The sequence below is a fragment of the Pseudonocardia sp. HH130630-07 genome (assembly GCF_001698125.1).
In the GTDB taxonomy this organism is placed as follows: Bacteria; Actinomycetota; Actinomycetes; order Mycobacteriales; family Pseudonocardiaceae; genus Pseudonocardia.
Map to the genome: position 1 here is coordinate 2,015,450 of NZ_CP013854.1, position 22,671 is coordinate 2,038,120.

At 73.9% G+C, this 22,671-nt stretch carries 24 protein-coding genes; 14 read left to right on the plus strand and 10 right to left on the minus strand.

Translation table 11 applies throughout. The features are described from left to right. Positions 1-79 precede the first annotated feature (79 nt). Positions 80-883 (plus strand): S1 family peptidase, encoded by an 804-nt coding sequence (locus tag AFB00_RS09725; RefSeq protein ID WP_231974297.1) that lies wholly within the window; start codon positions 80-82, stop codon positions 881-883. Here AFB00_RS09725 and AFB00_RS09730 read toward each other — a convergent pair. Continuing rightward, positions 858-3,209, minus strand: coding sequence for a heavy metal translocating P-type ATPase (locus AFB00_RS09730; protein WP_068796960.1), 2,352 nt, complete (start codon positions 3,207-3,209; stop codon positions 858-860). The two genes, AFB00_RS09725 and AFB00_RS09730, sit on opposite strands and share 26 nt — an antisense overlap. A 122-nt stretch (positions 3,210-3,331) precedes the next feature. On the opposite strand from AFB00_RS09730, the gene AFB00_RS09735 reads away from it, so the two are divergent. The 3 genes from AFB00_RS09735 to AFB00_RS34715 all read left to right on the plus strand — a co-directional run bounded on the left by AFB00_RS09735 (position 3,332) and on the right by AFB00_RS34715 (position 5,279). Further along, positions 3,332-4,021: a DsbA family protein gene (locus AFB00_RS09735; protein WP_068796961.1), complete on the plus strand. Its 690-nt coding sequence runs from the start codon at positions 3,332-3,334 to the stop codon at positions 4,019-4,021. Positions 4,022-4,101: 80 nt separating this feature from the next. After that, positions 4,102-4,956, plus strand: a complete 855-nt coding sequence (locus AFB00_RS09740) for a helix-turn-helix domain-containing protein (protein ID WP_068796962.1) — start codon at positions 4,102-4,104, stop codon at positions 4,954-4,956. A 125-nt stretch (positions 4,957-5,081) separates the two neighbouring features. Then, complete coding sequence (locus AFB00_RS34715; protein WP_068796963.1) at positions 5,082-5,279, plus strand: DUF397 domain-containing protein; 198 nt, start codon at positions 5,082-5,084, stop codon at positions 5,277-5,279. A gap of 31 nt (positions 5,280-5,310) precedes the next feature. On the opposite strand, the gene AFB00_RS09750 is transcribed toward AFB00_RS34715, so the two are convergent. Continuing rightward, entirely contained in the window at positions 5,311-6,249 is a 939-nt protein-coding gene (locus AFB00_RS09750) for an EamA family transporter (protein WP_068796964.1), read from the minus strand. A 55-nt stretch (positions 6,250-6,304) separates the two neighbouring features. On the opposite strand from AFB00_RS09750, the gene AFB00_RS09755 reads away from it, so the two are divergent. Together AFB00_RS09755 and AFB00_RS09760 are read left to right on the plus strand one after the other, a co-directional pair. Next, positions 6,305-6,874 (plus strand): CGNR zinc finger domain-containing protein, encoded by a 570-nt coding sequence (locus AFB00_RS09755; RefSeq protein WP_068796965.1) that lies wholly within the window; start codon positions 6,305-6,307, stop codon positions 6,872-6,874. An 80-nt stretch (positions 6,875-6,954) separates the two neighbouring features. Next, complete coding sequence (locus tag AFB00_RS09760; protein ID WP_068796966.1) at positions 6,955-8,430, plus strand: aldehyde dehydrogenase; 1,476 nt, start codon at positions 6,955-6,957, stop codon at positions 8,428-8,430. Between the two features lie 30 nt (positions 8,431-8,460). On the opposite strand, the gene trpA is transcribed toward AFB00_RS09760, so the two are convergent. From trpA to AFB00_RS09775, 3 genes are all read right to left on the minus strand, one after another. After that, positions 8,461-9,255: a tryptophan synthase subunit alpha gene (trpA, locus tag AFB00_RS09765; protein WP_068796967.1), complete on the minus strand. Its 795-nt coding sequence runs from the start codon at positions 9,253-9,255 to the stop codon at positions 8,461-8,463. Beyond that, a complete protein-coding gene (trpB, locus tag AFB00_RS09770) occupies positions 9,255-10,517 on the minus strand; it encodes a tryptophan synthase subunit beta (protein ID WP_197519809.1) in 1,263 nt (420 codons plus the stop codon). The genes trpA and trpB overlap by 1 nt, the downstream gene beginning before the upstream one ends. Positions 10,518-10,683: 166 nt before the next feature. Further along, positions 10,684-11,925 carry a CynX/NimT family MFS transporter gene (locus tag AFB00_RS09775; RefSeq protein ID WP_231974298.1) on the minus strand — a complete coding sequence of 414 codons (1,242 nt, stop codon included), beginning with the start codon at positions 11,923-11,925 and terminating at the stop codon, positions 10,684-10,686. 49 nt (positions 11,926-11,974) lie between these two features. Between AFB00_RS09775 and AFB00_RS09780 the strand changes: the two genes are divergently transcribed. The 3 genes from AFB00_RS09780 (at position 11,975) to AFB00_RS09790 (ending at position 14,802) form a co-directional block, all read left to right on the plus strand. Further along, positions 11,975-12,706, plus strand: coding sequence for a FadR/GntR family transcriptional regulator (locus AFB00_RS09780; RefSeq protein ID WP_068800166.1), 732 nt, complete (start codon positions 11,975-11,977; stop codon positions 12,704-12,706). A 106-nt stretch (positions 12,707-12,812) separates the two neighbouring features. Further along, positions 12,813-13,277, plus strand: coding sequence for a large conductance mechanosensitive channel protein MscL (gene mscL, locus AFB00_RS09785; RefSeq protein WP_068796968.1), 465 nt, complete (start codon positions 12,813-12,815; stop codon positions 13,275-13,277). A 118-nt stretch (positions 13,278-13,395) separates the two neighbouring features. Beyond that, positions 13,396-14,802, plus strand: a complete 1,407-nt coding sequence (locus AFB00_RS09790; protein WP_068796969.1) for an APC family permease — start codon at positions 13,396-13,398, stop codon at positions 14,800-14,802. A 76-nt stretch (positions 14,803-14,878) separates the two neighbouring features. On the opposite strand, the gene AFB00_RS09795 is transcribed toward AFB00_RS09790, so the two are convergent. Both AFB00_RS09795 and AFB00_RS09800 read right to left on the minus strand, forming a co-directional pair. Next, the gene (locus tag AFB00_RS09795) at positions 14,879-15,436 is read right to left on the minus strand and encodes an HAAS signaling domain-containing protein (protein ID WP_068796970.1); all 558 of its coding nucleotides are present in this window, start codon (positions 15,434-15,436) and stop codon (positions 14,879-14,881) included. 96 nt (positions 15,437-15,532) lie between these two features. Next, on the minus strand, positions 15,533-15,853 hold the full coding sequence (locus AFB00_RS09800; RefSeq protein WP_231974300.1) for a PadR family transcriptional regulator: 321 nt from the start codon (positions 15,851-15,853) through the stop codon (positions 15,533-15,535). A gap of 178 nt (positions 15,854-16,031) precedes the next feature. Here AFB00_RS09800 and AFB00_RS09805 point away from each other — a divergent pair, with 178 nt between their 5' ends. From AFB00_RS09805 to AFB00_RS09820, 4 genes are all read left to right on the plus strand, one after another. Then, positions 16,032-16,391 carry a hypothetical protein gene (locus AFB00_RS09805; RefSeq protein WP_068796972.1) on the plus strand — a complete coding sequence of 120 codons (360 nt, stop codon included), beginning with the start codon at positions 16,032-16,034 and terminating at the stop codon, positions 16,389-16,391. 129 nt (positions 16,392-16,520) lie between these two features. Further along, complete coding sequence (locus AFB00_RS09810; protein WP_068796973.1) at positions 16,521-16,913, plus strand: GntR family transcriptional regulator; 393 nt, start codon at positions 16,521-16,523, stop codon at positions 16,911-16,913. Further along, positions 16,910-17,785: an ATP-binding cassette domain-containing protein gene (locus AFB00_RS09815; RefSeq protein ID WP_068796974.1), complete on the plus strand. Its 876-nt coding sequence runs from the start codon at positions 16,910-16,912 to the stop codon at positions 17,783-17,785. Before AFB00_RS09810 ends, AFB00_RS09815 begins: the two co-directional genes overlap by 4 nt. Continuing rightward, positions 17,782-18,648 carry an ABC transporter permease gene (locus AFB00_RS09820; protein ID WP_068796975.1) on the plus strand — a complete coding sequence of 289 codons (867 nt, stop codon included), beginning with the start codon at positions 17,782-17,784 and terminating at the stop codon, positions 18,646-18,648. Before AFB00_RS09815 ends, AFB00_RS09820 begins: the two co-directional genes overlap by 4 nt. Before the next feature lie 118 nt (positions 18,649-18,766). Here AFB00_RS09820 and AFB00_RS09825 read toward each other — a convergent pair whose 3' ends face one another. Both AFB00_RS09825 and AFB00_RS09830 read right to left on the minus strand, forming a co-directional pair. Beyond that, the gene (locus AFB00_RS09825; protein WP_068796976.1) at positions 18,767-19,714 is read right to left on the minus strand and encodes an NADP-dependent oxidoreductase; all 948 of its coding nucleotides are present in this window, start codon (positions 19,712-19,714) and stop codon (positions 18,767-18,769) included. Between the two features lie 57 nt (positions 19,715-19,771). Then, positions 19,772-21,163, minus strand: coding sequence for an amidase (locus AFB00_RS09830; protein ID WP_068796977.1), 1,392 nt, complete (start codon positions 21,161-21,163; stop codon positions 19,772-19,774). Positions 21,164-21,366: 203 nt separating this feature from the next. On the opposite strand from AFB00_RS09830, the gene AFB00_RS09835 reads away from it, so the two are divergent. Next, complete coding sequence (locus AFB00_RS09835) at positions 21,367-21,762, plus strand: group I truncated hemoglobin (protein WP_068800167.1); 396 nt, start codon at positions 21,367-21,369, stop codon at positions 21,760-21,762. Between the two features lie 40 nt (positions 21,763-21,802). Here the strand turns inward: AFB00_RS09835 and AFB00_RS09840 are convergent, their stop codons facing one another. Then, positions 21,803-22,669 carry a sulfite exporter TauE/SafE family protein gene (locus AFB00_RS09840; RefSeq protein WP_197519911.1) on the minus strand — a complete coding sequence of 289 codons (867 nt, stop codon included), beginning with the start codon at positions 22,667-22,669 and terminating at the stop codon, positions 21,803-21,805. Positions 22,670-22,671 lie beyond the last annotated feature (2 nt).

Genomic DNA, 22,671 nt, shown 5'->3' on the forward strand with positions numbered 1-22,671 from the left:
CACTCGTCTCCGATGTGGCGCACCACCGGATCGGGCGACGCTGACCCCCGTCAGAACGACGACGGAGGGGACACCGACGGTGAGCAAGCACCACGACCGAGGACGACGGCGCCGGACGCTGCGGACGATGACGGCGGCACTGGCCGGGGCCGCGATGGCCGCGCTGACGGTCACCGTCGCCGCACCGGCGTACGCCGTGATCGGCGGGACGGACGCGACCGAGCCGTACCCGTTCATGGCCGAGGTGCGTGACGCCTCCGGCAACCACCGGTGCGGAGCGAGCCTGGTGGCTCCGGACTGGGTGCTCACCGCGGCGCACTGCGCGTCGGGGCCGGACGAGCAGGGACTCGAGGTACAGGTCGGCAGCAACGACCGCACCGGCGGCGGCAGCGTCCGTCAGGTCGCGGAGATCGTCGTGCATCCCGAGTTCTCCGGCGAGCCGATGCGGCTGCGCAAGGACGTCGCGCTGTTCCGGCTCGACGCACCGGTCGAGCAGGAACCGATCGCCCTGACCGGCTCGCCCGCCGCGCCGGGCACCCCGGTCCGCGCGATGGGCTGGGGCATGACCTGCGAGGACGGCCGGTTCTGCCCGGAACCGCCGGTCACCCTGCAGCAGCTGGACACCGAGATCGTCGCCGACGAGCGGTGCACCGGCCTCGACGTGGACCGCTGCTCGGAGCACCCGTCCGAGCCGGCCCAGGTCTGCATCGGCGACTCCGGCGGCCCGATGGTGCGCAGCACCGGCGCCGGGCGCTGGGAGCTGGTGGGGGTGCTCAGCCGGGACGGCGACTTCGACCGCAACCCGCTGTGCGTCGGGCCGACGGTCGCGTCGGACCCGTCGGTCTACGCGGCGTGGATCACCGGGGTGACGGGGACGGCGTGACGTCCCCGGCCACGGTCGCGGGCTGCTCGGCGGGGACTCCGCCGAGCAGTTCGTCGGCCCAGCCGGCGGCCTTGCGCAACCGCAGGCTGTTGGTGACGACGAGGAACGACGACACCGCCATCGCCGCGCCGGCCAGCAGCGGGTTGAGCAGCCCGGCCATCGCGACCGGGATCGCCGCGACGTTGTAGCCGAACGCCCACCACAGGTTGCCGCGGATCGTGGTCATCGTGGCCCGGGCGAGCTCCACCGTCGCCGGGAGCACCCGCAGGTCGTCCCGCACGAGGACGACGTCGGCCGCCTCCAGCGCGACGTCGGTGCCCGAGCCGACCGCGACCCCGAGGTCGGCGGTCGCGAGCGCCGCGGCGTCGTTGACGCCGTCACCGACCATCGCGACGGTGCGGCCCTGCTCCTGCAGCGCCCGGACGTGCGCGACCTTGCCGTCGGGCAGCACCCCGGCCACGACCTCGGTGATCCCGCAGGCGCTCGCGACGGCGTGCGCGGCGGCGGCCCGGTCCCCGGTGAGCAGCACCGGGTGCAGCCCGGCCGCGAGCAGTTCGGCGACCGCGTCGGGCGCGGAGTCCTTGACCGGGTCAGCGAGCGCGAGCAGGCCGGCGAGGTCGCCGTGGTCCCGGTCGGCGGGATCGGCCCGGACGTGCACCGCGACGACGGTGTGCCCGGCCTCCTCCCACCGGCGCAGGTGCCCGGCGAGCGCACCGGCGTCCTCCGGCGGCCGCCCGACCGTCACGACGTCGCCGTCGACCACCCCGCGGGCGCCGAGCCCGGGCAGCGCGACGAAGTCGGCGACCGGCCGGACGTCCAGCCCGGCGGCCACGGCGTGCGCCCGGACCGCCTCGGCGATCGCGTGCTCGGACCCCGACTCGACGGCCGCGGCGCGGGCGAGCAGCGCGTCGCGGTCCCCGCCCCCGGCCACCGCGACGTCGACGACGGTCATCCGCCCGGTCGTCAGGGTCCCGGTCTTGTCCAGCACCACGGTGTCCACGGCCCGGGTGGTCTCCAGCGCCCGGTAGCCCTTCACGAAGATGCCCAGCTCGGCACCGCGGCCGGTGGCGACCATCAGCGCGGTCGGCGTCGCCAGGCCCAGCGCGCACGGGCAGGCGATGATCACGACCGCGATCGCCGGGGCCAGCGCCCCGGCCCAGCCGGCCCCGCCGAGCAGCCATCCGAGCAGGGTGAGCACCGCGAGCCCGAGCACCACCGGGACGAACACCGAGGAGACCCGGTCCACCAGCCGCTGGGTCGCGGACTTCTCGGTCTGCGCCCGCTCGACGGCCGCGATCATCCGGGCCAGCCGGGTGTCCGCGCCGACCTGCTGGGCGAGCACGACCAGCCGGCCGCCGGACGCGATCGTCCCGCCGGTGACGGGGTCGCCCGTCCCGACCTCGACCGGGACCGGCTCGCCGGTCATCGCGCTGGTGTCGACGGCGGCGCGGCCGTCGTCGACCACGCCGTCGGCGGCGATCCGCTCGCCCGGCCGGACCAGGAACCGGTCGCCGACCCGCAGGCGTCCGACCGGGACGGTCCGTTCGGTCCCCCCGGCGAGCACCGTGACCTCGTCGGTCCCGAGCGTCGCGAGCGAGCGCATGACCCGTCCGGCGGTGCGCCGGGCACGGGCCTCGAAGTACCGGCCCGCCAGCACGAACGTCGTGACGCCCGCCGCGACCTCCAGGTACAGCGGGCCGGACGGGTGCAGCACCGCGTCCCACCCGGTGAGCACCGGCCGGTCGCCCTCGAAGGCCATCGCGCCCAGCGACCAGGCCGAGGCCGACACCACCCCGAGCGAGACGAGGGTGTCCATCGAGGTCGTGCCGTGCCGGAGGTTGGTGACCGCGGTCCGGTGGAACGGCCAGGCCGCCCAGCCGACGACGGGCAGCGCGAGCGCGACGACGACCCACTGCCAGTACGGGAACCGCAGGCTCGGGACCAGCGACATCGCCAGCGACAGGTCGGCCAGCGGCACGAACAGGATGAGCGCGACGGCCATCCGGGTGCGCAGCCGGCGCAGCGCGGTGTCGTCGGCAACGGCGGAGTCGGACACGTCGGAGTCGGCGGCCGGGCGCAGCTCGGTCGCCCCGTAGCCCGCCTTCCGGACGGTCTCGACGAGGGTGTCCACCGGCGTCGACGCCGGGTACTCGACCGTGGCCCGCTCGGTCGCCAGGTTGACGCTGGCCCGGACCCCGTCGAGCTTGCCGAGCTTGCGCTCGACCCGCCCGACGCAGGCGGCGCAGGTCATCCCGTCGATCTGCAGCTCGACCGTACGGACGTCCGTCTCCGCCTCCGCGCGGTCGGTGACGCTGTCGATGCTCACTCCTCCATGGTTCTACACGATGTCAAACACCGCCCACCCGGGCCCGGGTGATACCCCGGAGCGCCACCGGCGGCAAGGGACCAGTACAACGGTGGTGTGACCAGGACCCTCGAGGAGGACCGATGATGGCCGGAAAGCGCAAGGCGCCCCCGACCAAGAACCCGCTCACCGCCAAGAAGGGGCCCTCGCAGGCGACGGTGATCGGTCTCATCGTCGTCGTCGCGTTCGCGGCCCTGGTCGGGGTCGGGGTGTTCTGGAACAACCAGCCCAAGGAGCTGGTCGTCCCGGCCAACGCGACCGCGCAGGGCGTCTCGACCGGGAACGCCCAGGCCCCCGCGAAGATCGACGTCTACGTCGACTTCCAGTGCCCGGCGTGCAAGCAGTTCCAGGAGGCCTCCGGGCAGACCCTGGACGAGCTGCGCGACTCCGGCCAGGCGCAGATCAACTACCACCCGATCGCGATCCTCGACCGGGTCTCGCCGGACCGCTTCTCCTCCCGCGCCGCCGCCGCGGCGGGCTGTGTCGCCGAGGCCGGCGCGTTCCCCGAGTGGGAGAAGCTGATGTACGCCAACCAGCCCACCGAGGGCGACCCGGGCCTGACCACCGAGCAGATGGCCCAGCTGGCCCAGCAGGCCGGCGCGCAGGGCGACGTCGCGGCCTGCATCGAGGACGAGCGCTTCGAGCCGTGGGCCGAGGGCCTCACCCAGCAGGCGTTCGAGGCCGGGATCCAGAGCACCCCGACCATCAGGGTGAACGGGCAGAACCTGGAGAACCCGGTTCCGGACGAGATCCGGCGGGCCGTCGCGGGCTGACCACCCGCACCGGCGGGGCCGCCACCGGCATCCGGTCCTCGGTACCCTCGCAGGCCAGGGGGGCGGAACGAGGAGGACCGATGGCCGTGTCGCGCGGCCCCGTCGTCATCCGGCGCAGGCTGGGGAACGTGCTCAAGCAGCTCCGGGCCGGCCGTGGCCTGCAGCTGTCCGAGGTCGCGCGGCGGCTGGCGATCTCGCCGTCGAAGCTGTCGCGGATCGAGACGGGCCACATCGACCCGAAGTTCCGCGACGTCCGCGAGCTCCTGGAGACCTACGGCGCCGATCCCGAGGTCCGCGAGCAGGTGCTGGAGTGGGCCAACGAGGCCCGCTCGCCCGGGTGGTGGCAGCCGTTCTCGGTCCGGGTCACGGCGGACCTGGACCTGTACATCTCGCTGGAGTCCGAGGCCCGGACGGTGCGGATCTACAGCACCCCGATCAGCGGCCTGCTGCAGACCGAGTCCTACGCCACGGCGATGCTGCAGGGCGCCTACCCGACGGTGACCGGCACCGAGCTGGCGGCGCTGCTGGCCATCCGGATGGGCCGCCAGCGTGTCGTCGACCCGGCGCGGGCCACGGCCGAGCCGGTCGAGCTGCACGCCGTGCTCGACGAGTCCGCGCTGCACCGCTTCGCCGGGGCCCCGGAGACCATGCGCGAGCAGCTCCACGCGCTGGTGGACCGCTCCCACCGGCCCAACGTCGACCTGCGGATCCTGCCGTTCTCCGCCGGGTACGCCAGCGCGACGAGCACGTTCACCATCTTCGAGCCGCGCTCGGAGCAGGACTGGACCGTGGTCAACGTGGAGAGCACCGGCGTGGACGCCTACTTCGACACCGCGGCCGAGGTGCGCAAGTACCGGGCGGTGTGGGACGACATCGTCGCCAAGGCACTCGACCCGGACCGGTCCCGGGCGCTCATCACCGGCTTGATCGGGTGATGACCTGCACCGATGCTCCCTCCGAGGTACCTTTCGGCGCATCGTGGGCAGCGCCGGGCGCTGCCGGCCGCCCGTCGCCGCCGCGGTGTCGGCCGCCGGCGGGCCTGGCCCTAGTCTCCTGCTCCGTGGACGTCGACTTCCGGATCAGCTCCTACTGCCACCACGGCGGCTGCGTCGCCGTCGGTTCCGACGCGGACGAGATCCTCGTCCGCTCGAGCCGGGTCGCCGACGGCCCGGTCCTGCGGTTCACCGCCGAGGAGTGGGACGCGTTCGTCTCCGGCGTGCGTGACGGCGAGTTCGACCGGTCGGTCCTGCAGGGCTGAGCGGCCGCGGCCGCCTCACTCCGCGGCCGCCTCACTCCGTCGCCAGCTCCGACGGGGCGACGGGCGCCCGCTTCTCGGCCCGCCGGATCAGCACGATCCCGGCCAGGATCAGGGCGCCGCCGAGGAACTGGACGAGGCTCGGGACCTGCGCGACCAGCAGCCAGGCCGCGAGCACGCCGAACATCACCTCGGACAGCCCGACGAACGACGCGACCCGGGTGTCCAGCATCCGGATCCCGACGATCCCGGTGACGTAGGGCAGCGCCGTCGCGAGAACGACGAGCATCGCCAGCAGCACCGGCCAGGCGACCTGGGCACCGGCGAGCACCGCGGTCGGCTCGCCGACCTCCCACGGCGTGATCCCGAGCAGCCCGGTGACGGTCAGCGCCACCGCGCCGACCACCATCGACGCCGAGATCAGCAGCAGCGGCGGGGGGCCGTCGCCGCCGCCGCCGGGGAGCAGGAAGTACACGCAGACGCCCACCGCCGACGCCACGCCCCAGGCGATCCCGACGAGCTCCACCCGTTGCGGCCCGAACGGGTCCACCACCAGGACCAGGCCGGCCAGTGACACGACGCAGCCGACGAGGGTGATCGCGGCCGGGGTCCGGCGGGTGCGCAGCCAGGTCCAGCCGACGAGCAGCACCGGGGCCAGGAACTCCAGCAGCAGCGCGACGCCGACCGAGAGGTACTGCAACGCCTGGAAGAAGCAGAGCTGCACCCCGGCCACCGCGGCCACGCCGTAGAGCAGCACCTTGCGCGCCCCCGGCCCGTCCAGCGGATGCCTGCGGAGCAGCACCACCAGCACCGGGAGCAGCACGATCGCCGACCCGGCGATGCGCATCAACGTCGTGAGACCCGGCGACCAGCCCGCCTCCAGGAAGGCCGCGCCGAGCGGGCCGGAGAAGCCGTACGCGGCCGCCGACACCAGCGCCCACGCGAGTCCGCGGACCAGGTGGTCCCGTGTCATGACCGAAGCACTCATAGACTCGTGACACTAGGAACCGAAGATGTCAGGGGTCAACATGGAATTCGCCCATGACACGCAGGTCGTGCTCGCGGCGGCCGCGGCACTGGTCAACACCGCGACGGACGGGACCGACGCGCTGGCCGACGCGCCGTCGTTCGAGGCGTGGGTCGACGGGCAGCCCTACACCGGCGAGCGCACGCACACCGCCGGGGAACACGCCGCGGTCCGGGCCCTGCGCGAGCGGATCGGCGCGCTCTGGCCCGCGCCCGGCTCGGCCGAGCCGCCCGACCGGGACCGCACGGTCGAGCTGGTCAACGAGATCCTGACCGAGACCGACGCCCGCCCGCGGCTCGCCCGGCACGACGGCTGGGACTGGCACCTGCACGTCACCCCGCGGGACGCCCCGCTGGCCGACCGGATGGGCGCCGAGATCGCGATGGCGATCGTCGAGCTGGTCCGGGCCGACGACCTGTCCCGGCTGCGCCGATGCGCGGGCGAGGACTGCGACGCGGTGCTCGCCGACCTGTCCCGCAACCGCTCCAAGCGGTTCTGCGACACCGGGAACTGCGCGAACCGGGCGCACGTGGCCGCCTACCGAGCGCGCCGCGCCCGCGCCGCGGGCTGATCCGGCGCACCGTCCGGCATGCGCGGACCGGCCCGCGTTCGTAGGGTCGGTACGTCGCCGACGCCGCCGGGAGGACCACGATGTCCGAGCTCCAGACGTTCCGGATGCTGATCGGCGGGGCCACCGCCGACGCCGCGTCCGGCGCCGTCTTCGAGACCACGAACCCCTACACCGGGGCGGCCTGGGCCACGGTCCCCGACGCCGGCCCGGACGACGTCGACGCCGCCGTCTCCGCCGCCCGCTCCGCGCTCGACGGCGAGTGGGGCTCGATGACGGCCTTCGCCCGCGCGACCTGCCTGCGCCGGCTCGGCGACCTGGTCGCCGAGAACGCCGAGCCGCTCGCCAGGGCCGAGGTCGCCGACTCTGGCAAGCTCTACCGGGAGATGATCGGCCAGCTCGAGGCCCTGGGCTCCTGGTACCACTACTTCGCCGGGGTCGCCCCGACGATCGAGGGCCGGCAGATTCCCGCGCCGAACCCGAACTACCTCGTCTACACCCGCCGCGAGCCGGTCGGCGTGGTCGCCGCGATCACGCCGTGGAACTCCCCGCTGCTGCTGATGACCTGGAAGCTCGCCCCGGCACTCGCGGCCGGCTGCACGGTCGTGATCAAGCCGTCGGAGCACTCCCCGGCCTCGACGCTGCGCTTCGCCGAGCTGATCGACCGGGCCGGGATCCCTGCCGGCGTGGTCAACGTGGTGAGCACGAACGACCGCGACACCGCGGCCCACCTGGCGGCGCACCCCGGCGTGGACAAGGTCGCGTTCACCGGGTCCACCGCGACCGGCCGGGCCGTCGCGAAGGCCGCGGCCGACAACATCAGCAAGGTCACCCTGGAGCTGGGCGGCAAGTCACCGCAGGTCGTCTTCCCGGACGCCGACCTGGAGTCCGCGGCCAACGGGATCATCGCCGGCGTGTTCGCCGCGACCGGGCAGACCTGCATGGCCGGGTCGCGGCTCGTCGTGCACGCCGACGTGCACGACGAGCTGGTCCGGCTCATCGCCGAGCGCGCCGCGACGATCGAGCTGGGCGACCCGGAGGCCGAGTCCACCGAGATGGGCCCGGTCGCCAACGCCCCGCAGTACGAGAAGGTCCTCGGCTACCTGGAGACCGCCCGGGCCGAGGGCAACACGATCGTCTGCGGCGGCGGCCCGGACGCCGGGCTCGGCGGCTACTTCGTCCGCCCGACCGTGGTCACCGGGGTCACGACCGGGTCCACCCTGTTCCGCGAGGAGGTGTTCGGCCCGGTGCTGGCCGCGCTCACCTTCACCGACGAGGACGAGGCGGTGGCGCTGGCGAACGACACCCCGTACGGCCTGGCCGCCGCGGTGTGGACCAAGGACGTGCACCGCGCGCACCGGGTCGCCGGCCGGATCCGGGCCGGCTCGGTGTGGATCAACGCCTACCGGGTGGTGGCCCCGAGCGTGCCGTTCGGCGGGTTCGGGCACTCCGGGCTCGGCCGGGAGAACGGCGTGCACGCGGTCGACGAGTACCTGGAGGAGAAGTCCGTGTGGGTGGAGCTCTCCGGCGGTACCCGCGACCCGTTCACCCTCGGCTGAACCCGGCGCGGGCGTTGCGGCGCAGCGCGGTCAGGCGCCGACCGGGGTGGCCGACCGGATGCCCTCGGCCAGCTCGCGCGCGGTGGCCTCCACCGCGGACGGGCCACCGGACTCCAGCGCCTGCACGAACGCCGTCCCGACGATGACGCCGTCGGCGTAGGACGCGACGTCGGCCGCCTGCTCCGCCGTCCGCACGCCCAGCCCGACGCACACCGGCAGGGTGGCGACCTCGCGGACCCGGGACACCAGCTCGCGGGCCTCGACCCCGATCGACCGGACGCCGGTGACGCCCATCAGCGACGCGGCGTAGAGGAAGCCTCGGCTCGCCCCGGCCGTCATCCGCATGCGCTCGGGCGTCGTCGTCTGCGCGACGAGGAAGACCCGGTCCAGGTCGTGGGCCTCGGAGGCGGCCAGCCAGTCGTCGCTGTCGTCGGGCAGCAGGTCCGGGGTGATCAGCCCGGAGCCGCCGGCCGCGGCGAGGTCGGCGGCGAACCGCGCGACGCCGTAGCGGTCGATGAGGTTCCAGTAGGTCATGACCAGCGCGGGGGCACCGGCGTCGGCGACCGCGCGGACGGCGGTGAACGCGTCCCGGCTGCGGGCGCCGTTGTCCAGCGCCTGCTGGGTGGCGCGCTGGATGACCGGCCCGTCCATCAGCGGGTCGGAGTAGGGCAGGCCGACCTCGACGACGTCGACGCCGCCGGCGACCATCGCCCGCATCGCCTCGACCGAGCCCTCGACGGTCGGGTAGCCGACCGGGAGGTACCCGATGAGGGCCGCCCGGCCCTCGGCGCGGATCTCGGCGATCCGCTGCGCCACGCTGCCCATCAGACCGCTCCGTCCGTCACGGCGTTGCCCTGGTCGTCGATCAGGTTGAAGTACTTCGCGGCGGTGTCGACGTCCTTGTCGCCGCGGCCGGACAGGTTCACCAGCACGACCCTGCCCTCGCCGAGGCGCTTCGCCTCGCGCAGGGCACCGGCCAGCGCGTGCGCGCTCTCGATCGCCGGGATGATGCCCTCGGTCCGGCACAGCAGCCGGAACGCCTCCATCGCCTCGCGGTCGGTGACCGACTCGTAGCGGGCCCGGTGCAGGTCGTGCAGCCAGGAGTGCTCCGGCCCGACGCCCGGGTAGTCCAGCCCGGCGGAGATGGAGTGCGAGTCGCGGGTCTGGCCGTCCTCGTCCTGGAGGATGTAGCTGCGCGAGCCGTGCAGCACCCCGACGTCGCCGCCGCCGATCGACGACGCGTGCCGCGGGGTGTCGACGCCGTCGCCGCCGGCCTCGAACCCGACCAGCTCGACGCCGTCGTCGTCGAGGAAGGCGTGGAAGATGCCCATCGCGTTGGAGCCGCCGCCGACGCAGGCCGCGACCAGGTCGGGCAGCGCGCCGGTGAGGTCCCGGACCTGCTGCCGCGCCTCCACGCCGATGATCCGCTGGAAGTCGCGCACCATCGCCGGGAACGGGTGCGGCCCGGCGACCGAGCCGATGAGGTAGTGCGTGTCGGCCACGTTGGTGACCCAGTCGCGCATGGCCTCGTTCATCGCGTCCTTGAGGGTGCGCGTGCCCGAGGTGACCGGGCGGACCTCGGCGCCGAGCATCCGCATCCGGGCGACGTTGAGCGCCTGGCGCTCGGTGTCGACCTCGCCCATGTAGACCACGCACTCCAGGCCCATCAGCGCGGCCGCGGTGGCCGAGGCGACGCCGTGCTGCCCGGCCCCGGTCTCGGCGATCACCCGCTTCTTGCCCATCCGCTTGGTGAGCAGCGCCTGACCCAACACGTTGTTGATCTTGTGGGAGCCGGTGTGGTTGAGGTCCTCGCGCTTGAGCAGGATCCGCGCGCCCCCGGCGTGCGCGGCGAACCGCGGCGCCTCGGTGAGCAGGCTCGGGCGGCCGGAGTAGGTGCGGTGCAGCTCGGCGAGCTCGGCCTGGAACGCGTCGTCGGTCATCGCCGCGTGGTAGGCCTGCTCCAGCTCCTCCAGCGCGGCGACCAGCGCCTCCGGGACGAAGCGGCCACCGAAGCGGCCGAAGTACGGGCCGGTCTGGTCGACCAGCCGCGCCGTGTCCCCGGCCGGGGGAAGGGCGGTGTCGGTCACGAGTACTCCCTGACGGATCTTGCGGACCCCACGGTCGACCCCGCGGCCGCTGCACGCTCACACTGTCCACACCGTCGGCGGGTCGGCCTCGGGCCGCTCGCCGCCGGGTGCGACCGACGGTACACCGGGCCCACCACCGGCTTTCCGGCCGGAGCCCGCCGCGCGCTCAGACGAAGCGGGGCCGCCCGGCGACCCAGCCCACCACCATCTCCACGACGATCACCGCGCCGAGCAGGACCAGCGACGCCGTCCAGGTGCCGGTCACGCCGTGCAGCATCCCGAACAGGAACGGCCCACCGGCACCGATCAGGTAGCCGAAGCCCTGGGCCATGGCGGATAGGTCGGTGGTCTCCGCCGACTCCCTGGTCCGCAGCGCGATCACGCCCAGCCCGAGCGGGAAGACCGCCATCCCGATCCCGAGCAGGACCGTCCACAGCCACGGCGCCGCGGCCGGCGCGACGGCCAGGCCCACGACCGCGGTCAGCGAGAAGGCCGCCAGCCCGGCGATCCAGCCGGACTGCGAGGGCCGGTTCAGCGCGATCGGCGGGATCAGGAAGCTGAGCGGGATGCCGATGAGGTTGATCAGCGCGAGCATGAGGCCCGCGTCGGTCCGGGAGATGCCCTCGGACACGAACAGCTCCGACAGCCAGCCCATCGCGACGTAGGCGACGCAGGCCTGCAGTCCGAAGAACGCGGTGATCACCCAGGCCAGCGGGCGGCGCAGCATCGAGCGACGCTCGGCCGGTGCCGCGGGGGCGCTGCCGTCGCCGGTCTCGTGCCGGGCACCGCACAACCAGACGACGAGCGCCCCGGCCGACAGCAGCGCCCAGGCCCCGACCGCGCCGCGCCAGCCGCCGAACACCGCCTCCAGCGGCGGGGTGAACGCCGCCCCGATCCCGCCGCCCGCGGCGAGCGCGGCCGTGTAGACGCCGGTCACCCGGCCCACGGCATGCGGGAAGGACTCCTTCACCACCACCGGGATGAGCACGTTGCCGACCGCGATCCCGGCCGCGGCGACGAACGTGCCGCCCAGCACCACCCAGGGACCGTCCACGATCCGCAGCACCAGTCCCGCGGTGAGTACGGCCAGCGCGAACCCGATCGCGCGGGCGGTCCCCCAGCGCCGTCCGAGCCAGGGCGCCGCGACGGCGGCGAGCCCGAAGCAGATCGTCGGGACGGCGGTGAGCACGCTGGTCCACACCGCGGAGGCGCCGAGATCGTCGCGGACCTCGCCGAGCACCGACGCCATGCTGGTCACCGCCGGACGCAGGTTCGCCGCGGCCAGCGCCACGCCCACGACGAGCATCGGGGTGCCCACCAGGGCCGCGTGCCGCGACCGGCCGGTCAGCCCGGTACGTCCGGCGATCTCGATCTCCTCCGCGCGGGACTCGTGCTCAGCAATGCTCACGAAACGGTATTGTTACAGACGTAGGATGTTCGGATGGAAGGATGACCTGGTGCCTCTTGTCACAGCCCGCTGCGGCAGCCTGGTCGACCAGGTCATCACGCAGCTCCGGACCGCCATCACCGACGGCGAGTGGCCGGTCGGTGACCGCATCCCGCCGGAGTCGGAACTGGCGTCCTCGCTCGACGTCGGGCGCAACACCGTGCGTGAGGCCGTGCGGGCGCTGGCGCACGGCGGGCTGCTGGAGGTGCGCCAGGGCGACGGCACCTACGTGCGCGCCACCACCGAGCTGTCCGGCGCCCTGCGCACGCTCTGCGGGTCCGAGCTGCGGGAGGTGCTCGAGGTCCGCCGAACCCTGGAGGTGGAGGCCGCCCGGCTCGCCGCGGCCCGCTGCACGGCCGAGGACCTCGCCGTGCTCCGCGCCGCGCTCGCCGAGCGCGACGCCGCCGTGGGGGCCGTCGCGGACACCGTCCGCCGGGGCGACCGGCCGGAGCCGGAGCAGCTGGAACGGGCCGCGCACGCCGACACCGACTTCCACCGCACCGTCGTGGGGTGCGCGGGGAACACGCTGCTCACCGAGCTGTACCGCGGCGTCGTCGAGGCGGTCGCCGGCAGCGTCGTCGCGACCATGCCGGGCACCGTCGGCACCGACGCCGACGTCTCGCACTCCGGGATCGTCGAGGCGATCGCCGACCGCGACGTCGAGCGGGCGGCCCGCGAGGCCGGGGACTTCCTGGACCGGCTGATCGCACAGGGCCACTGCGGACCCCCCACCACGGACTGATCGCGGACCGACCCCGCCCGCGGTCGCACGGCAGATCACGGTGCGGTTACCGTCCCACGCCGGAGACGGTTCCCATCCCCACGACCCTCATGAGGAGTGCTCCGGCGTGCTGAAGGGCTTCAAGGAATTCCTGCTGCGCGGGAACGTCATCGACCTGGCCGTCGCCGTGGTCATCGGGTCGGCGTTCACCGCCGTGGTCTCGGCGTTCACCAAGGCGTTCCTCGAGCCGCTGCTGCGGCTGTTCTCCGGCGGGCAGGACGCGGTGCCGCCCGGGACGATCCCGCTCACCGACGACGTGCAGCTCGACTACGCGATGTTCCTCAACGCGATCATCCAGTTCCTCATCACCGCGGCGGTCATCTACTTCCTGGTCGTCTACCCGATGCGGTGGCTGCAGGAGCGGCGCCGCAAGGGCAAGGAGGACGAGATCGCCGAGACCGACGGCGAGGTCCTCCGGCAGATCCGTGACCTGCTGGCCGAGCAGGCCGCCCGGCAGGCCCCGGCCGCCGCGCAGGTCACCCGGCAGATGCCGCCCACCGCGCCGGGGACTCCCCCGCGGCACCGGGGCTGAACCCGCTCACCGACCCGATACCGAGACGCAACGCGCTCGACTCGACACCGCGACGGGCGCCCTCCAGGCTGGCCCGGTCGCGACGGGGCACCCCGCCGCAGGAGGGGGACGCACACCGATGGCCGAGGCCACGACGACGGAGGGCCAGCCCGCGCTCAGGCGGGTGATGGGTCCGAAGCTGCTGCTGCTGTTCATCATCGGCGACATCCTGGGGACCGGGATCTATGCGTTGGTGGGGCAGGTCGCCGAGGAGGTCGGTGGTGCGGCGTGGTTGCCGTTCCTGGTGGCCTTCGCGGTGGCGATGGTGACGGCGTTCTCGTATCTGGAGCTGGTGACGAAGTATCCGGCTGCGGCGGGTGCGGCGTTGTACACGCACAAGGCGTTCGGGATCCACTTCCTGACGTTCATGGTGACGTTCGTGGTGATGTGTTCGGGGATCACGTCGGCGTCGACGGCGTCGCGGGCGTTCGCGGCGAACCTGGATGCGGGGTTCGGGCTGGAGCTGGGTAACGGCGGGATCCTGCTGATCGCGTTGGGGTTCATGGCGTTGGTGGCGGCGGTGAACTTCCGGGGTGTGGGCGAGTCCGTGAAGGTCAACGTGGTGTTGACGTTGGTGGAGTTGTCGGGGTTGTTGCTGGTCATCCTGGTCGGGGTGTTCGCGATCGCGGGTGGTGGTGCGGACTGGGCGCGGGTGGTCGCGTTCGACACGCCGGAGGACAAGGGTGTGTTCCTGGCGGTGACGTCGGCGACGTCGTTGGCGTTCTTCGCGATGGTGGGGTTCGAGGACTCGGTGAACATGGCCGAGGAGTGTCACGAGCCGCGGCGGATCTTCCCGAAGATCATGTTGACCGGGTTGTCGATCACCGGTGTGATCTATGTGCTGGTGGCGATCTGTTCGGTGGCGCTGGTGCCGGTGGGTCCGCTGGCGGCGAGTGAGACGCCGCTGGTGGAGGTGGTGCGGGCGGGTGCGCCGGGGATCCCGGCGGATGCGGTGTTGCCGTTCATCTCGATGTTCGCGGTGGCGAACTCGGCGTTGATCAACATGTTGATGGCGTCGCGGTTGTTGTACGGGATGGCGAACCAGGCGGTGTTGCCGCGGCCGTTGGCGCGGGTGCATCCGTTCCGGCGGACGCCGTGGGTGTCGATCGTGTTCACGACGTTGATCTCGTTCGGGTTGATCGGTTACGTGTCGCTGGGTGATGACTCCGATGTGGTGTCGGCGCTGGGTGGGACGACGTCGTTGTTGTTGCTGGCGGTGTTCACGATCGTGAACATCGCGGTGCTGGTGCTGCGCCGCGACCGGGTGGATGCGGATCATTTCCGGGCGCCGCGGGGGTTGCCGGTGGTGGGGGCGTTGGCGAGTTTCTACCTGGTGTTGCCGTTCTCGGGGCGGGACTCGATCCAGTACGAGCTGGCGGGGTTGTTGCTGGTTCTGGGGCTGGTGTTGTACGGGGTGACGGTGCTGCTGAACCGTCGTCTCGGGGTGAAGCAGACGACCCTGGACCCGGCCAAACTCGACGGCTGAGCCGGCCCCTTTTTTTCGTACTCATGGAGCTTCAGCCTCGTGAGACGGGGCCGAAGCTCCATGAGTGCGGAGATCCCTAGGCGACGGACGGTGTGCCCGGTGCGTTCCGGCCGGCGGTGAGCAGGTGCCAGCACACCCAGATCAGCGCGGCGAGACCGAGCACTCCGACCATCAGTATGAGCGGGCCACCCGCCACGAAAGCCACAATGCCCACGGCGATCACCGCAGGCCAGGCCAGGGTGCCCAGCCATTTGTCCTGATCGGAGAAGCGCGGGCTGCCCCACAGCAGCACCACCCCGACGATCCAGCCGAGGACCGGCATGGCGAACCCGCCCAGCAGCAGCACCAGCACGGCGATCACGTCGTAGACCTCGACCGGACCGGCATCCGGGCGGGCAACCGGGCCGGTCTCCTTGCGCGCGGCGGCCGCGACCAGCTCGGGCGCACCGAGCCCGTCCAGCACCCGGCGGGCGGTCAGCTCGTCGGATCCGGGCGGCACGGCCTCGGCCAGGTGCGCGGCGAGGTCGGCGAGCAGCTCCTCGCGCTGGTCCGCCGGCAGGTCCGCGGTCGCGGCGCGCAGCCGCAGCAGGTAGCGCTCGACCAGTTCGGCGGCCGGGACCCCGTCGTCGGTCATGCGCCCGCCCCCCGGGGCCGGGCCGGTTTCCGGCCGGCGAGCTCGTCGGCTGGTGTCGCGGTGTTCACGGTTCCCCCGTGGTCGTGGTGTGCGTCGTCATGCCGATCCCGCCAGCAGCAGGCCGTCCACGGCGTCGCGGAACCGCGACCATTCCTCCCGGAACGCGGCCAGCGCGGCGGCCCCGGACTCGGTGAGCCGGTAGTAGCGGCGCGGCGGCCCCGCCGGGGACTCCTGCCAGGTCGTGCTGACCAGCCCGTCGGAACGCAGCCGGGACAGCAGCGGGTAGATCGTTCCCTGGCCTGCGGCGAGCGCGTCGCTGGCGGCCAGCTCGGAGACCAGCTCGACGGCGTAGCGCTCCCGGACGTCCAGCAGCGCCAGCACGCAGAACGCGACGGTGCCGCGGCGCAGCTCGCTCACCGACCGCCCTGCCCGACCCGGTTCCATGCATCGCAAGGTACCTCCGCCGGCCCGCTTCCGGCAAACGGAGCAACGGGACGGTGGTCGCCGGACGATCCGGGCGGAGGGGTTGCGCTTCCCGGCTTTCACTAGTTAACTAGTGAAAGCAAGCAAGGAACACGCACCGAGGGGGAACACGATGAAGGCACGAATCCTGGTCACCGGTCTGCTGACGCTGGCGCTCGCCGCCGGGGGCGCCGGCACCGCGCTCGCCGACCCGCCGGCCACCGACGACCCGACGCCGATGACCGTGACCTCGCTCTACGGCCCCGTCCAGGCGACCGCGCTGAACGTGCACGGCGAAGGCCCGACGTTCGAGGTGCCGGCCGGCGGGCAGGTCGACATCCCGACCGACGAGGGCGGCTACACCCGGCTCGTGATCTCCGAGAACGGTCAGTACGTCGGCGAGTACCCGCTCTACAACCCGCACCTGCACACCTACTGCGAGGTGCGCCCCGCACCCGAGGACCCGCGCCTGAGCTGCGGCATCATCGCCTGAGCCACGGACGGCGCATCCCGGGAGGAGGGGACCCGGGGAGCGCCGGCCGGCCACCGGGCCGGGTGCCGGTGGGGGATCGGCACCCGGCCCGCATGATGTGGCACGACACCGTCCGGAGGGGGGACAACGGTGATCGAGTACCGGATCGACCGGCGTTCCGGGGTGGCCGCGTACGTGCAGATCGTCCAGCAGACGAAAGAAGCCCTGCTGCTGGGGACGCTGCAGGCCGGGGACCGGCTGCCGACGGCCCGCGAGGTCGTCGAGGCCACCGCGATCAACCCGAACACCGTGCTCAAGGCCTACCGCGAGCTGGAGCGGGACGGGCTGGTGGAGGCGAAACGCGGGGTCGGGACGTTCATCCGGCCCGACGCCGCCGTCGCCGGGCCCGCCGCGGGCTCGCCGCTGCGGGCCGAGATCGAGGACTGGGCCGCCCGCGCCGTCGCGGCCGGGCTGAGCCGCGAGGAGGCCGACGCGCTCACGCGGGCCGCCCTCGCGCGGCACTACGACCGAGGAGAGGCATGACCACCGCAGCGACGCACGCGGTGCGCACCACCGGGCTCGGCCGCCGGCACGGCGGGACCCGGGCGCTGCGCGACTGCTCACTGACCGTCGAGCCCGGCTCCGTGCTCGCGCTGACCGGCGCACCCGGTGCGGGCAAGTCGACGCTGCTCGGGCTGCTGGCCGGGCTCGACCGGCCGACCGAGGGCACCGCCGAGGTGCTCGGCGGGCCGGTGCCCACCGGCGGGCCGCACCCGGCCGTCGGGTACCTCGACCAGTCCCGGCCGCTGCCCGCGGGGTTCACCGTCGGCGAGACGCTGCGGCTGGGCCGGGCGCTCAACCCCGGCCGGTGGGACGACGACCGCGCCGCCCAGCTGGCCGGCGCGCTGCCGCACGGAGGCCGGGTCTCGACGCTGTCGGGCGGGCAGCGGGCGATGCTCGCGCTCGCCCTGGTGCTCGGGAGCGGCCCGGACCTGCTGCTGCTCGACGAACCGCTGGCCGGGCTAGATCCACTGACCCGGCGCCGGGTGCTGGCCGCCGTCACCGCGCACGTCGCGGACACCGGTGCCGCCGCGGTGCTCGCCTCGCACGAGGTCGAGGACCTGCAGGACAGCTGCGACCGGGTGGTGTTCCTCGACCGCGGCCACGTGCTGCTCGACGCCGACACCGACGACCTGCTCACCGAGCACCGGCTGCTCGACGGCCCGGCGGAGGACTCCGTGTGGTCGGCCGAGCACACCGTCGTCGAGCGGCGGGTGCACGGCCGCAACCAGACCGTCCTGGTGCGGGGCGGGCCGACCGGCGCGACGCCGGGCTGGCGGACCAGCGCGCCGGGACTGCTCGAGGTGATCACGGCCTACCTGCGCACCACCGAGAACCGGGAGGAGAACCGATGACCTGGGTGATCTGGCGCAGCCACCGCACCGCGCTGCTCACGACCGTCGTCCTCGCCGTCGCCGCGTGCCTGGTGACGGGCGCGCTCGCCGCGGCCGGGAGGCTCGAGGACCCGGTGGGGCTGGACGGCATCCTGATGGCCGACGCCTCCCAGATGCTGGCCGTGCTCACGACGCTCGCCCCCGCGCTGGCCGGCGCGTTCGTCGGGGCACCGCTGCTCGCCGGGGACCTGGAACGCGGCACCCACGTACTGCTGCTGAGCCAGGGGATGTCCCGGCGCCGCTGGGCGGCGACGTCGCTCGCGCTCGTGGGCGGGATCGCCCTGCTCGCCGTCACGGCGGTGACCGCGGTGCTGCAGCCGCTGCGGGGGCCGGACCAGTGGTACGCGCTGGAGACGTACTCCGCGACCGGGCTGCTGCCCCTGGCCCGCACGCTGTCCGCGATCGCGCTCGGTGCCCTGGTCGGGCTGCTGGTGCGGCGGGTCCTGGCGGCGTCGGTGCTCACGCTGGCCGTGGTCGTCGGGACCGAGGTGGCGCTGGCCGCGCTGCGGAACGTGCTCGTCCCGCCGGTGCTGCGGACCGGCCCGCTGCCCTACGGCGGTTCGGTGAACGCCGACCGGGACCAGATGCTGGACGGGGGCTACACCCTGACCGGCGGCGGCCTGCGCCCGCTGGGGGCGAACTGCATGCAGGACGACATCGGCTGCCTGAACGCCGCCGGCATCGACGGCAACTGGGTCCTGGTCCGCCCGCTCGAGCTGCGCTGGCCGATGCACTGGGTGGAGGTGGCCCTGCACGTCCTCCTGGCCGGCGCCGCCCTGGCCGTCCTCCTCCGGCGCCTGGCCCGCCCCCTCGGCCGCGCCTGACCCCTCCGCCCCTCTGCCACTCATGGAGCTTCGGCCCGGTACGACGAGGCTGAAGCTCCATGAGTGCAACGTGCGGGGGGCCGGCGCGGGCGGGGCCGGGTTCCCGTGCGGCCCCGGATCACTCCTGTGGCAGCAGGACGATCTTGCCCGCGGTGTGGCCCCGCTCCAGCTCCGTGTAGGCGTCGCGGACCCCGTCCAGCGGGTGGGTGCCGGCGATCGGGACCTCCAGCGCGCCGTCGGCGGCCAGGTCGCCGAGCGCGGCCAGGTCCTCGCGGCCCGCGGCGTCGGCGGTGCCGCTGGTGCGCACGCCGTGCTTCTCCGCCGCCGCGAAGTCGATGATCGTGGTGATCCGGTCCGGCCGGATCCCGAGATCCACGGCCAGGTCGACGTAGCCGTCGCCGGCGAGGTCCACCCACCCGTGCACCGACGACGGCAGCGCGGCCCGCAGGTTCTCCGCCGTCTCGCGCGGGGACGACCCGTAGGCGACCGGGGTCACCGCCATCTCGCGCAGTCTGCGGTGGTTGCGCTGCGAGGCCACGCCGACGACCTCGACGCCGCGCAGCGTGAGCAGCTGCGTCGCGATCTGCCCGACGCCACCGGCCGCCCCCGAGACGACGACGGTCTCCCCCGGCTCCGGATCGACCGCTCCGACCGCCGCGGCGGCAGCGGCACCGGCGGTGTACAGCGCACCGGCGGTGACCGCGTCCAGACCGGCGGGCCGGTGCAGCACCTGCTCGGCCGGGACGTCGACGTGGGTGGCCTGCGCGGCCCGCTCGTCGGTCCAGCCGAAGACGTCCTCGCCCGGCTCGACCGCCGTGACACCGTCGCCGACCGCGACGACGACACCCGACCAGTCGCTGCCCTGACCGCTCGGGAACTCCAGCGGCCAGCTGTCCGCGAACGCCCCCGCACGCAACGCGGCCTCACCGGGGTTGATGCCGGCGGCACGCACCTCGACCAGTACCCGTCCCGGGGCCGGGTCGTCGTACCCGACGTCGGTCACGTACAGCTCGCCGACGTCGCCGTGACGGTCGAACCGGACCGCGCGGCCGTTGCGTGTACTCATGCCACCGGGTTTCCCGTTGCGGGCCCGGCCGTCACCACGGATCGGCGATGAGTCCCCTCACACCGGCCGCAGCCGCTCGACCATGGCGGCGACCTCCAGCAGGAACCGGTCGGCGCCGTGCCGGGCGACGAGCTGCACGCCCACCGGCAGCCCGCCGGGTGTCCGGCCGAACGGCACCGAGATCGCCGGGCACCCGGTCACCGTGATCAGGTACGCCGACCGCATCCAGTCCAGGTAGGACTCCATCGGCCGGCCGTCGATCTCGGCCGGGAACTCCTGCTCCACCGGGAACGGCGGCACCTGGGAGACCGGCAGGACGAGCACGTCGTGGTCGGCGAAGAACACCCGGGCGGCCTGCGCGAGCGCGGTGCGCTGCTGGTGGGCCCGGGCGACGTCGGCACCGGTCAGCGTCTCCCCGGCCCGGATGTTCGCGGCCAGCGAGGGCTTCAGCTCGTCCGGGTGCGCGGCGAGCAGCTCGCCGAACGCGGCCTGGAAGTGCCAGGCCCGCAGGGTGCGGAAGCACTCGTCGGCGCCGGTGAGGTCGGGGACGTCCGACCCGACCTCGGCCCCGGCGTCCGACAGCGCCGACGCCACCGCACCGACGACCGCGGCCACATCGGGATCGACGGCGAACGCGCCGCCCAGGTCGGCCGACACCGCCACCCGCAGCCCGGCCGGCGCGACCGGCCGCACCGGGTCCGCGAAGCCCGCCCCGGGGTCCCCGAGCGCGTGCGGCGTGCGCGGGTCCGGGCCGGCGAGCACCGACAGCAGCAGGGCGAGGTCGTCGACGGTGCGGGCCATCGGTCCCCCGGTCGAGGTGGTCTCCCACAGGTTCGTCGCCGGCCAGGACGGCACCCGTCCCAGCGACGGCCGCAGGCCCACCACCCCGCAGAACGACGCCGGGTTGCGCAGCGAGCCGCCCATGTCCGACCCGTCGGCCAGCGGCACCATGCCGGACGCCAGCGCGCACGCCGCCCCGCCGGACGACCCGCCCGCCGAGCGTCCTGGGTCGTGCGGGTTGCGCGTGGTGCCGAAGACCCGGTTGAACGTGTGCGAGCCGGCCGCGAACTCCGGCACGTTCGTCTTGCCCAGCGGCACCACACCGGCCCGGCGGATGCGCTCCACGATCAGGTCGTCGGTGTCCGGGACGTGCTCGGCGAACAGCCGCGAGCCGTAGGTGGTCCGCCAGCCCGCGGCCGCGTGGGTGTCCTTGAACGCGAACGGCAGCCCGTGCAGCGGGCCCACCGCGGCCCCGGACGCCAGCCGCTCGTCGGCCGCCGTCGCGGCGGTGCGGGCCCGCTCCGGGTCCAGCGAGACGATCGCGTTGAGCTCCGGGTTGCGCCGGGCGATCCGGTCCAGGTGCAGCTCCAGCAGCTCCCGCGCGGAGATCTCCCGCGCGCGCAGTGCGGCGGCCTGGGCGCGGGCGCCGGAGTCGGCGGTGACGGTCATGCACGCTCCTTGACGAGGTTCGCCGACGGGTGACGACGACCCGCCGTCCGGTCGTCGTACCCCGGGAGCACCGCCCCGCGCCACACCTGGCCGGGGAACGGCGCAGCGAATCCGGTTGTGCACTATTGACGAGCACCGCTTCCGGACGGCACCGTTGTTGTGACCGCAGTCACTGTGCAGGCCACGACGGAGTGGAGCAGCGCATGTCCGAGCCGCAGTCCCTCTACGACCGCCTCGGCGGGACCTACGGCATCGCGGGGGCGGTCGACATCCTCGTCGACCGGTTGTTCGCCAACGTCGCGGTGAACGCGAACGCCGGCGTCCACGCCCACCACGGCGACCCCGCGAACGCGCCCGGCTACAAGTTCCTGGTCACGGCGTGGTCGGTGCAGGCGGCGGGCGGGCCGCAGTGCTATCCCGGCCTGGACATGACGCGGGCCCACGAGACCCTGCAGATCACCGACGACCAGTTCGACGCGGTGGCCATGGAGATCGCGGCCACGCTCAACTTCTGCGGCGTCCCGGCACCCGAGCACACCGAGTTCATGGAGATCATCGAGAGCTACCGGCCGCAGGTCGTCACGCAGCGGGCGGCCTGAGCGGGAGGTTCGCCGGTGCGCGGGGTGCCGGCGAACCCGCTCAGCGCAGGACCTCGACGACGCTCTCGCCCCCGACCGCGCCGCCGACCAGGAGCAGCAGCACCGCGAACCCGCGGCCGAGTGCCGCCGAGGACAACCGGTCGGCCACCAGCTTGCCGAGCAGCGCCGCACCGACGGCGACCCCGACGAACGGGCCGAGCACCGCCCAGTCCACCGTCAGGTCCCCCACCCGGGCACCCAGCGACGACGCCGCGTTGAACGTCAGGACCAGCAACGAGGTCGCGATCGCGGCGGGCATGCTCATCCCGAGCACGATCACCAGCGCGGGGACCACCAGGAAACCGCCACCGACGCCGAGGAACCCGGTCAGCACGCCGACCACCGCCGCCGAGCCGGTCACCCGGACGGCCTGCGCGGCCCGGCCGCGGCGGGCGGCCACGGCGGCACCACGGCCACCGGCCACGGGCTCGGCGGACCCGGCGGCCGCATCGAGCCCCGCGGATCCGTCGGGTCCGGCGGATCCGTCCGGGCCGGCGGTCCCGGCGGGCGCCGGCTCCGCGGACCCGCGGACCAGCAGGAGCACCGCGACCCCGATCGTCAGGACCGCGAACGACAGCAGCAACGCCGGCTGCGGCACCGTCCGGTTCAGCAGCGTCCCGGCCCAGGCCGCCGGCACCCCGACGGCACCGAACGCGAGCCCGGTCCCCCAGGCGATCCGGCCGTCCCGCAGCCTGCTGAGCACCCCGACCGCGGACACCACGCCGACGATCACGATGCTGCCGGTCGTCGCGGCGCGGGCGTCCTGGCCCAGCAGGTAGACCAGCGCGGGCACGGACAGCACCCCGCCACCGCCACCGAGCGCGCCGATCACCAGACCGACCACGAGGCCGAGCAGGCCCGCCAGCATCC

What these genes read in the sequence shown, in the direction of transcription:
- AFB00_RS09750 (WP_068796964.1), bottom strand. Translation starts at nt 6,249, where the DNA reads ATGACACGGGACCACCTGGTCCGCGGACTCGCGTGGGCGCTGGTGTCG.
- AFB00_RS09735 (WP_068796961.1), top strand. Translation starts at nt 3,332, where the DNA reads ATGATGGCCGGAAAGCGCAAGGCGCCCCCGACCAAGAACCCGCTCACC.
- AFB00_RS09820 (WP_068796975.1), top strand. Translation starts at nt 17,782, where the DNA reads ATGACCTGGGTGATCTGGCGCAGCCACCGCACCGCGCTGCTCACGACC.
- AFB00_RS09840 (WP_197519911.1), bottom strand. Translation starts at nt 22,669, where the DNA reads ATGCTGGCGGGCCTGCTCGGCCTCGTGGTCGGTCTGGTGATCGGCGCG.
- AFB00_RS09815 (WP_068796974.1), top strand. Translation starts at nt 16,910, where the DNA reads ATGACCACCGCAGCGACGCACGCGGTGCGCACCACCGGGCTCGGCCGC.
- AFB00_RS09790 (WP_068796969.1), top strand. Translation starts at nt 13,396, where the DNA reads ATGGCCGAGGCCACGACGACGGAGGGCCAGCCCGCGCTCAGGCGGGTG.
- AFB00_RS09830 (WP_068796977.1), bottom strand. Translation starts at nt 21,163, where the DNA reads ATGACCGTCACCGCCGACTCCGGCGCCCGCGCCCAGGCCGCCGCACTG.
- AFB00_RS09760 (WP_068796966.1), top strand. Translation starts at nt 6,955, where the DNA reads ATGTCCGAGCTCCAGACGTTCCGGATGCTGATCGGCGGGGCCACCGCC.
- AFB00_RS09825 (WP_068796976.1), bottom strand. Translation starts at nt 19,714, where the DNA reads ATGAGTACACGCAACGGCCGCGCGGTCCGGTTCGACCGTCACGGCGAC.
- AFB00_RS09740 (WP_068796962.1), top strand. Translation starts at nt 4,102, where the DNA reads ATGGCCGTGTCGCGCGGCCCCGTCGTCATCCGGCGCAGGCTGGGGAAC.
- AFB00_RS09805 (WP_068796972.1), top strand. Translation starts at nt 16,032, where the DNA reads ATGAAGGCACGAATCCTGGTCACCGGTCTGCTGACGCTGGCGCTCGCC.
- AFB00_RS09835 (WP_068800167.1), top strand. Translation starts at nt 21,367, where the DNA reads ATGTCCGAGCCGCAGTCCCTCTACGACCGCCTCGGCGGGACCTACGGC.
- AFB00_RS09755 (WP_068796965.1), top strand. Translation starts at nt 6,305, where the DNA reads ATGGAATTCGCCCATGACACGCAGGTCGTGCTCGCGGCGGCCGCGGCA.
- AFB00_RS09795 (WP_068796970.1), bottom strand. Translation starts at nt 15,436, where the DNA reads ATGACCGACGACGGGGTCCCGGCCGCCGAACTGGTCGAGCGCTACCTG.
- trpA (WP_068796967.1), bottom strand. Translation starts at nt 9,255, where the DNA reads ATGGGCAGCGTGGCGCAGCGGATCGCCGAGATCCGCGCCGAGGGCCGG.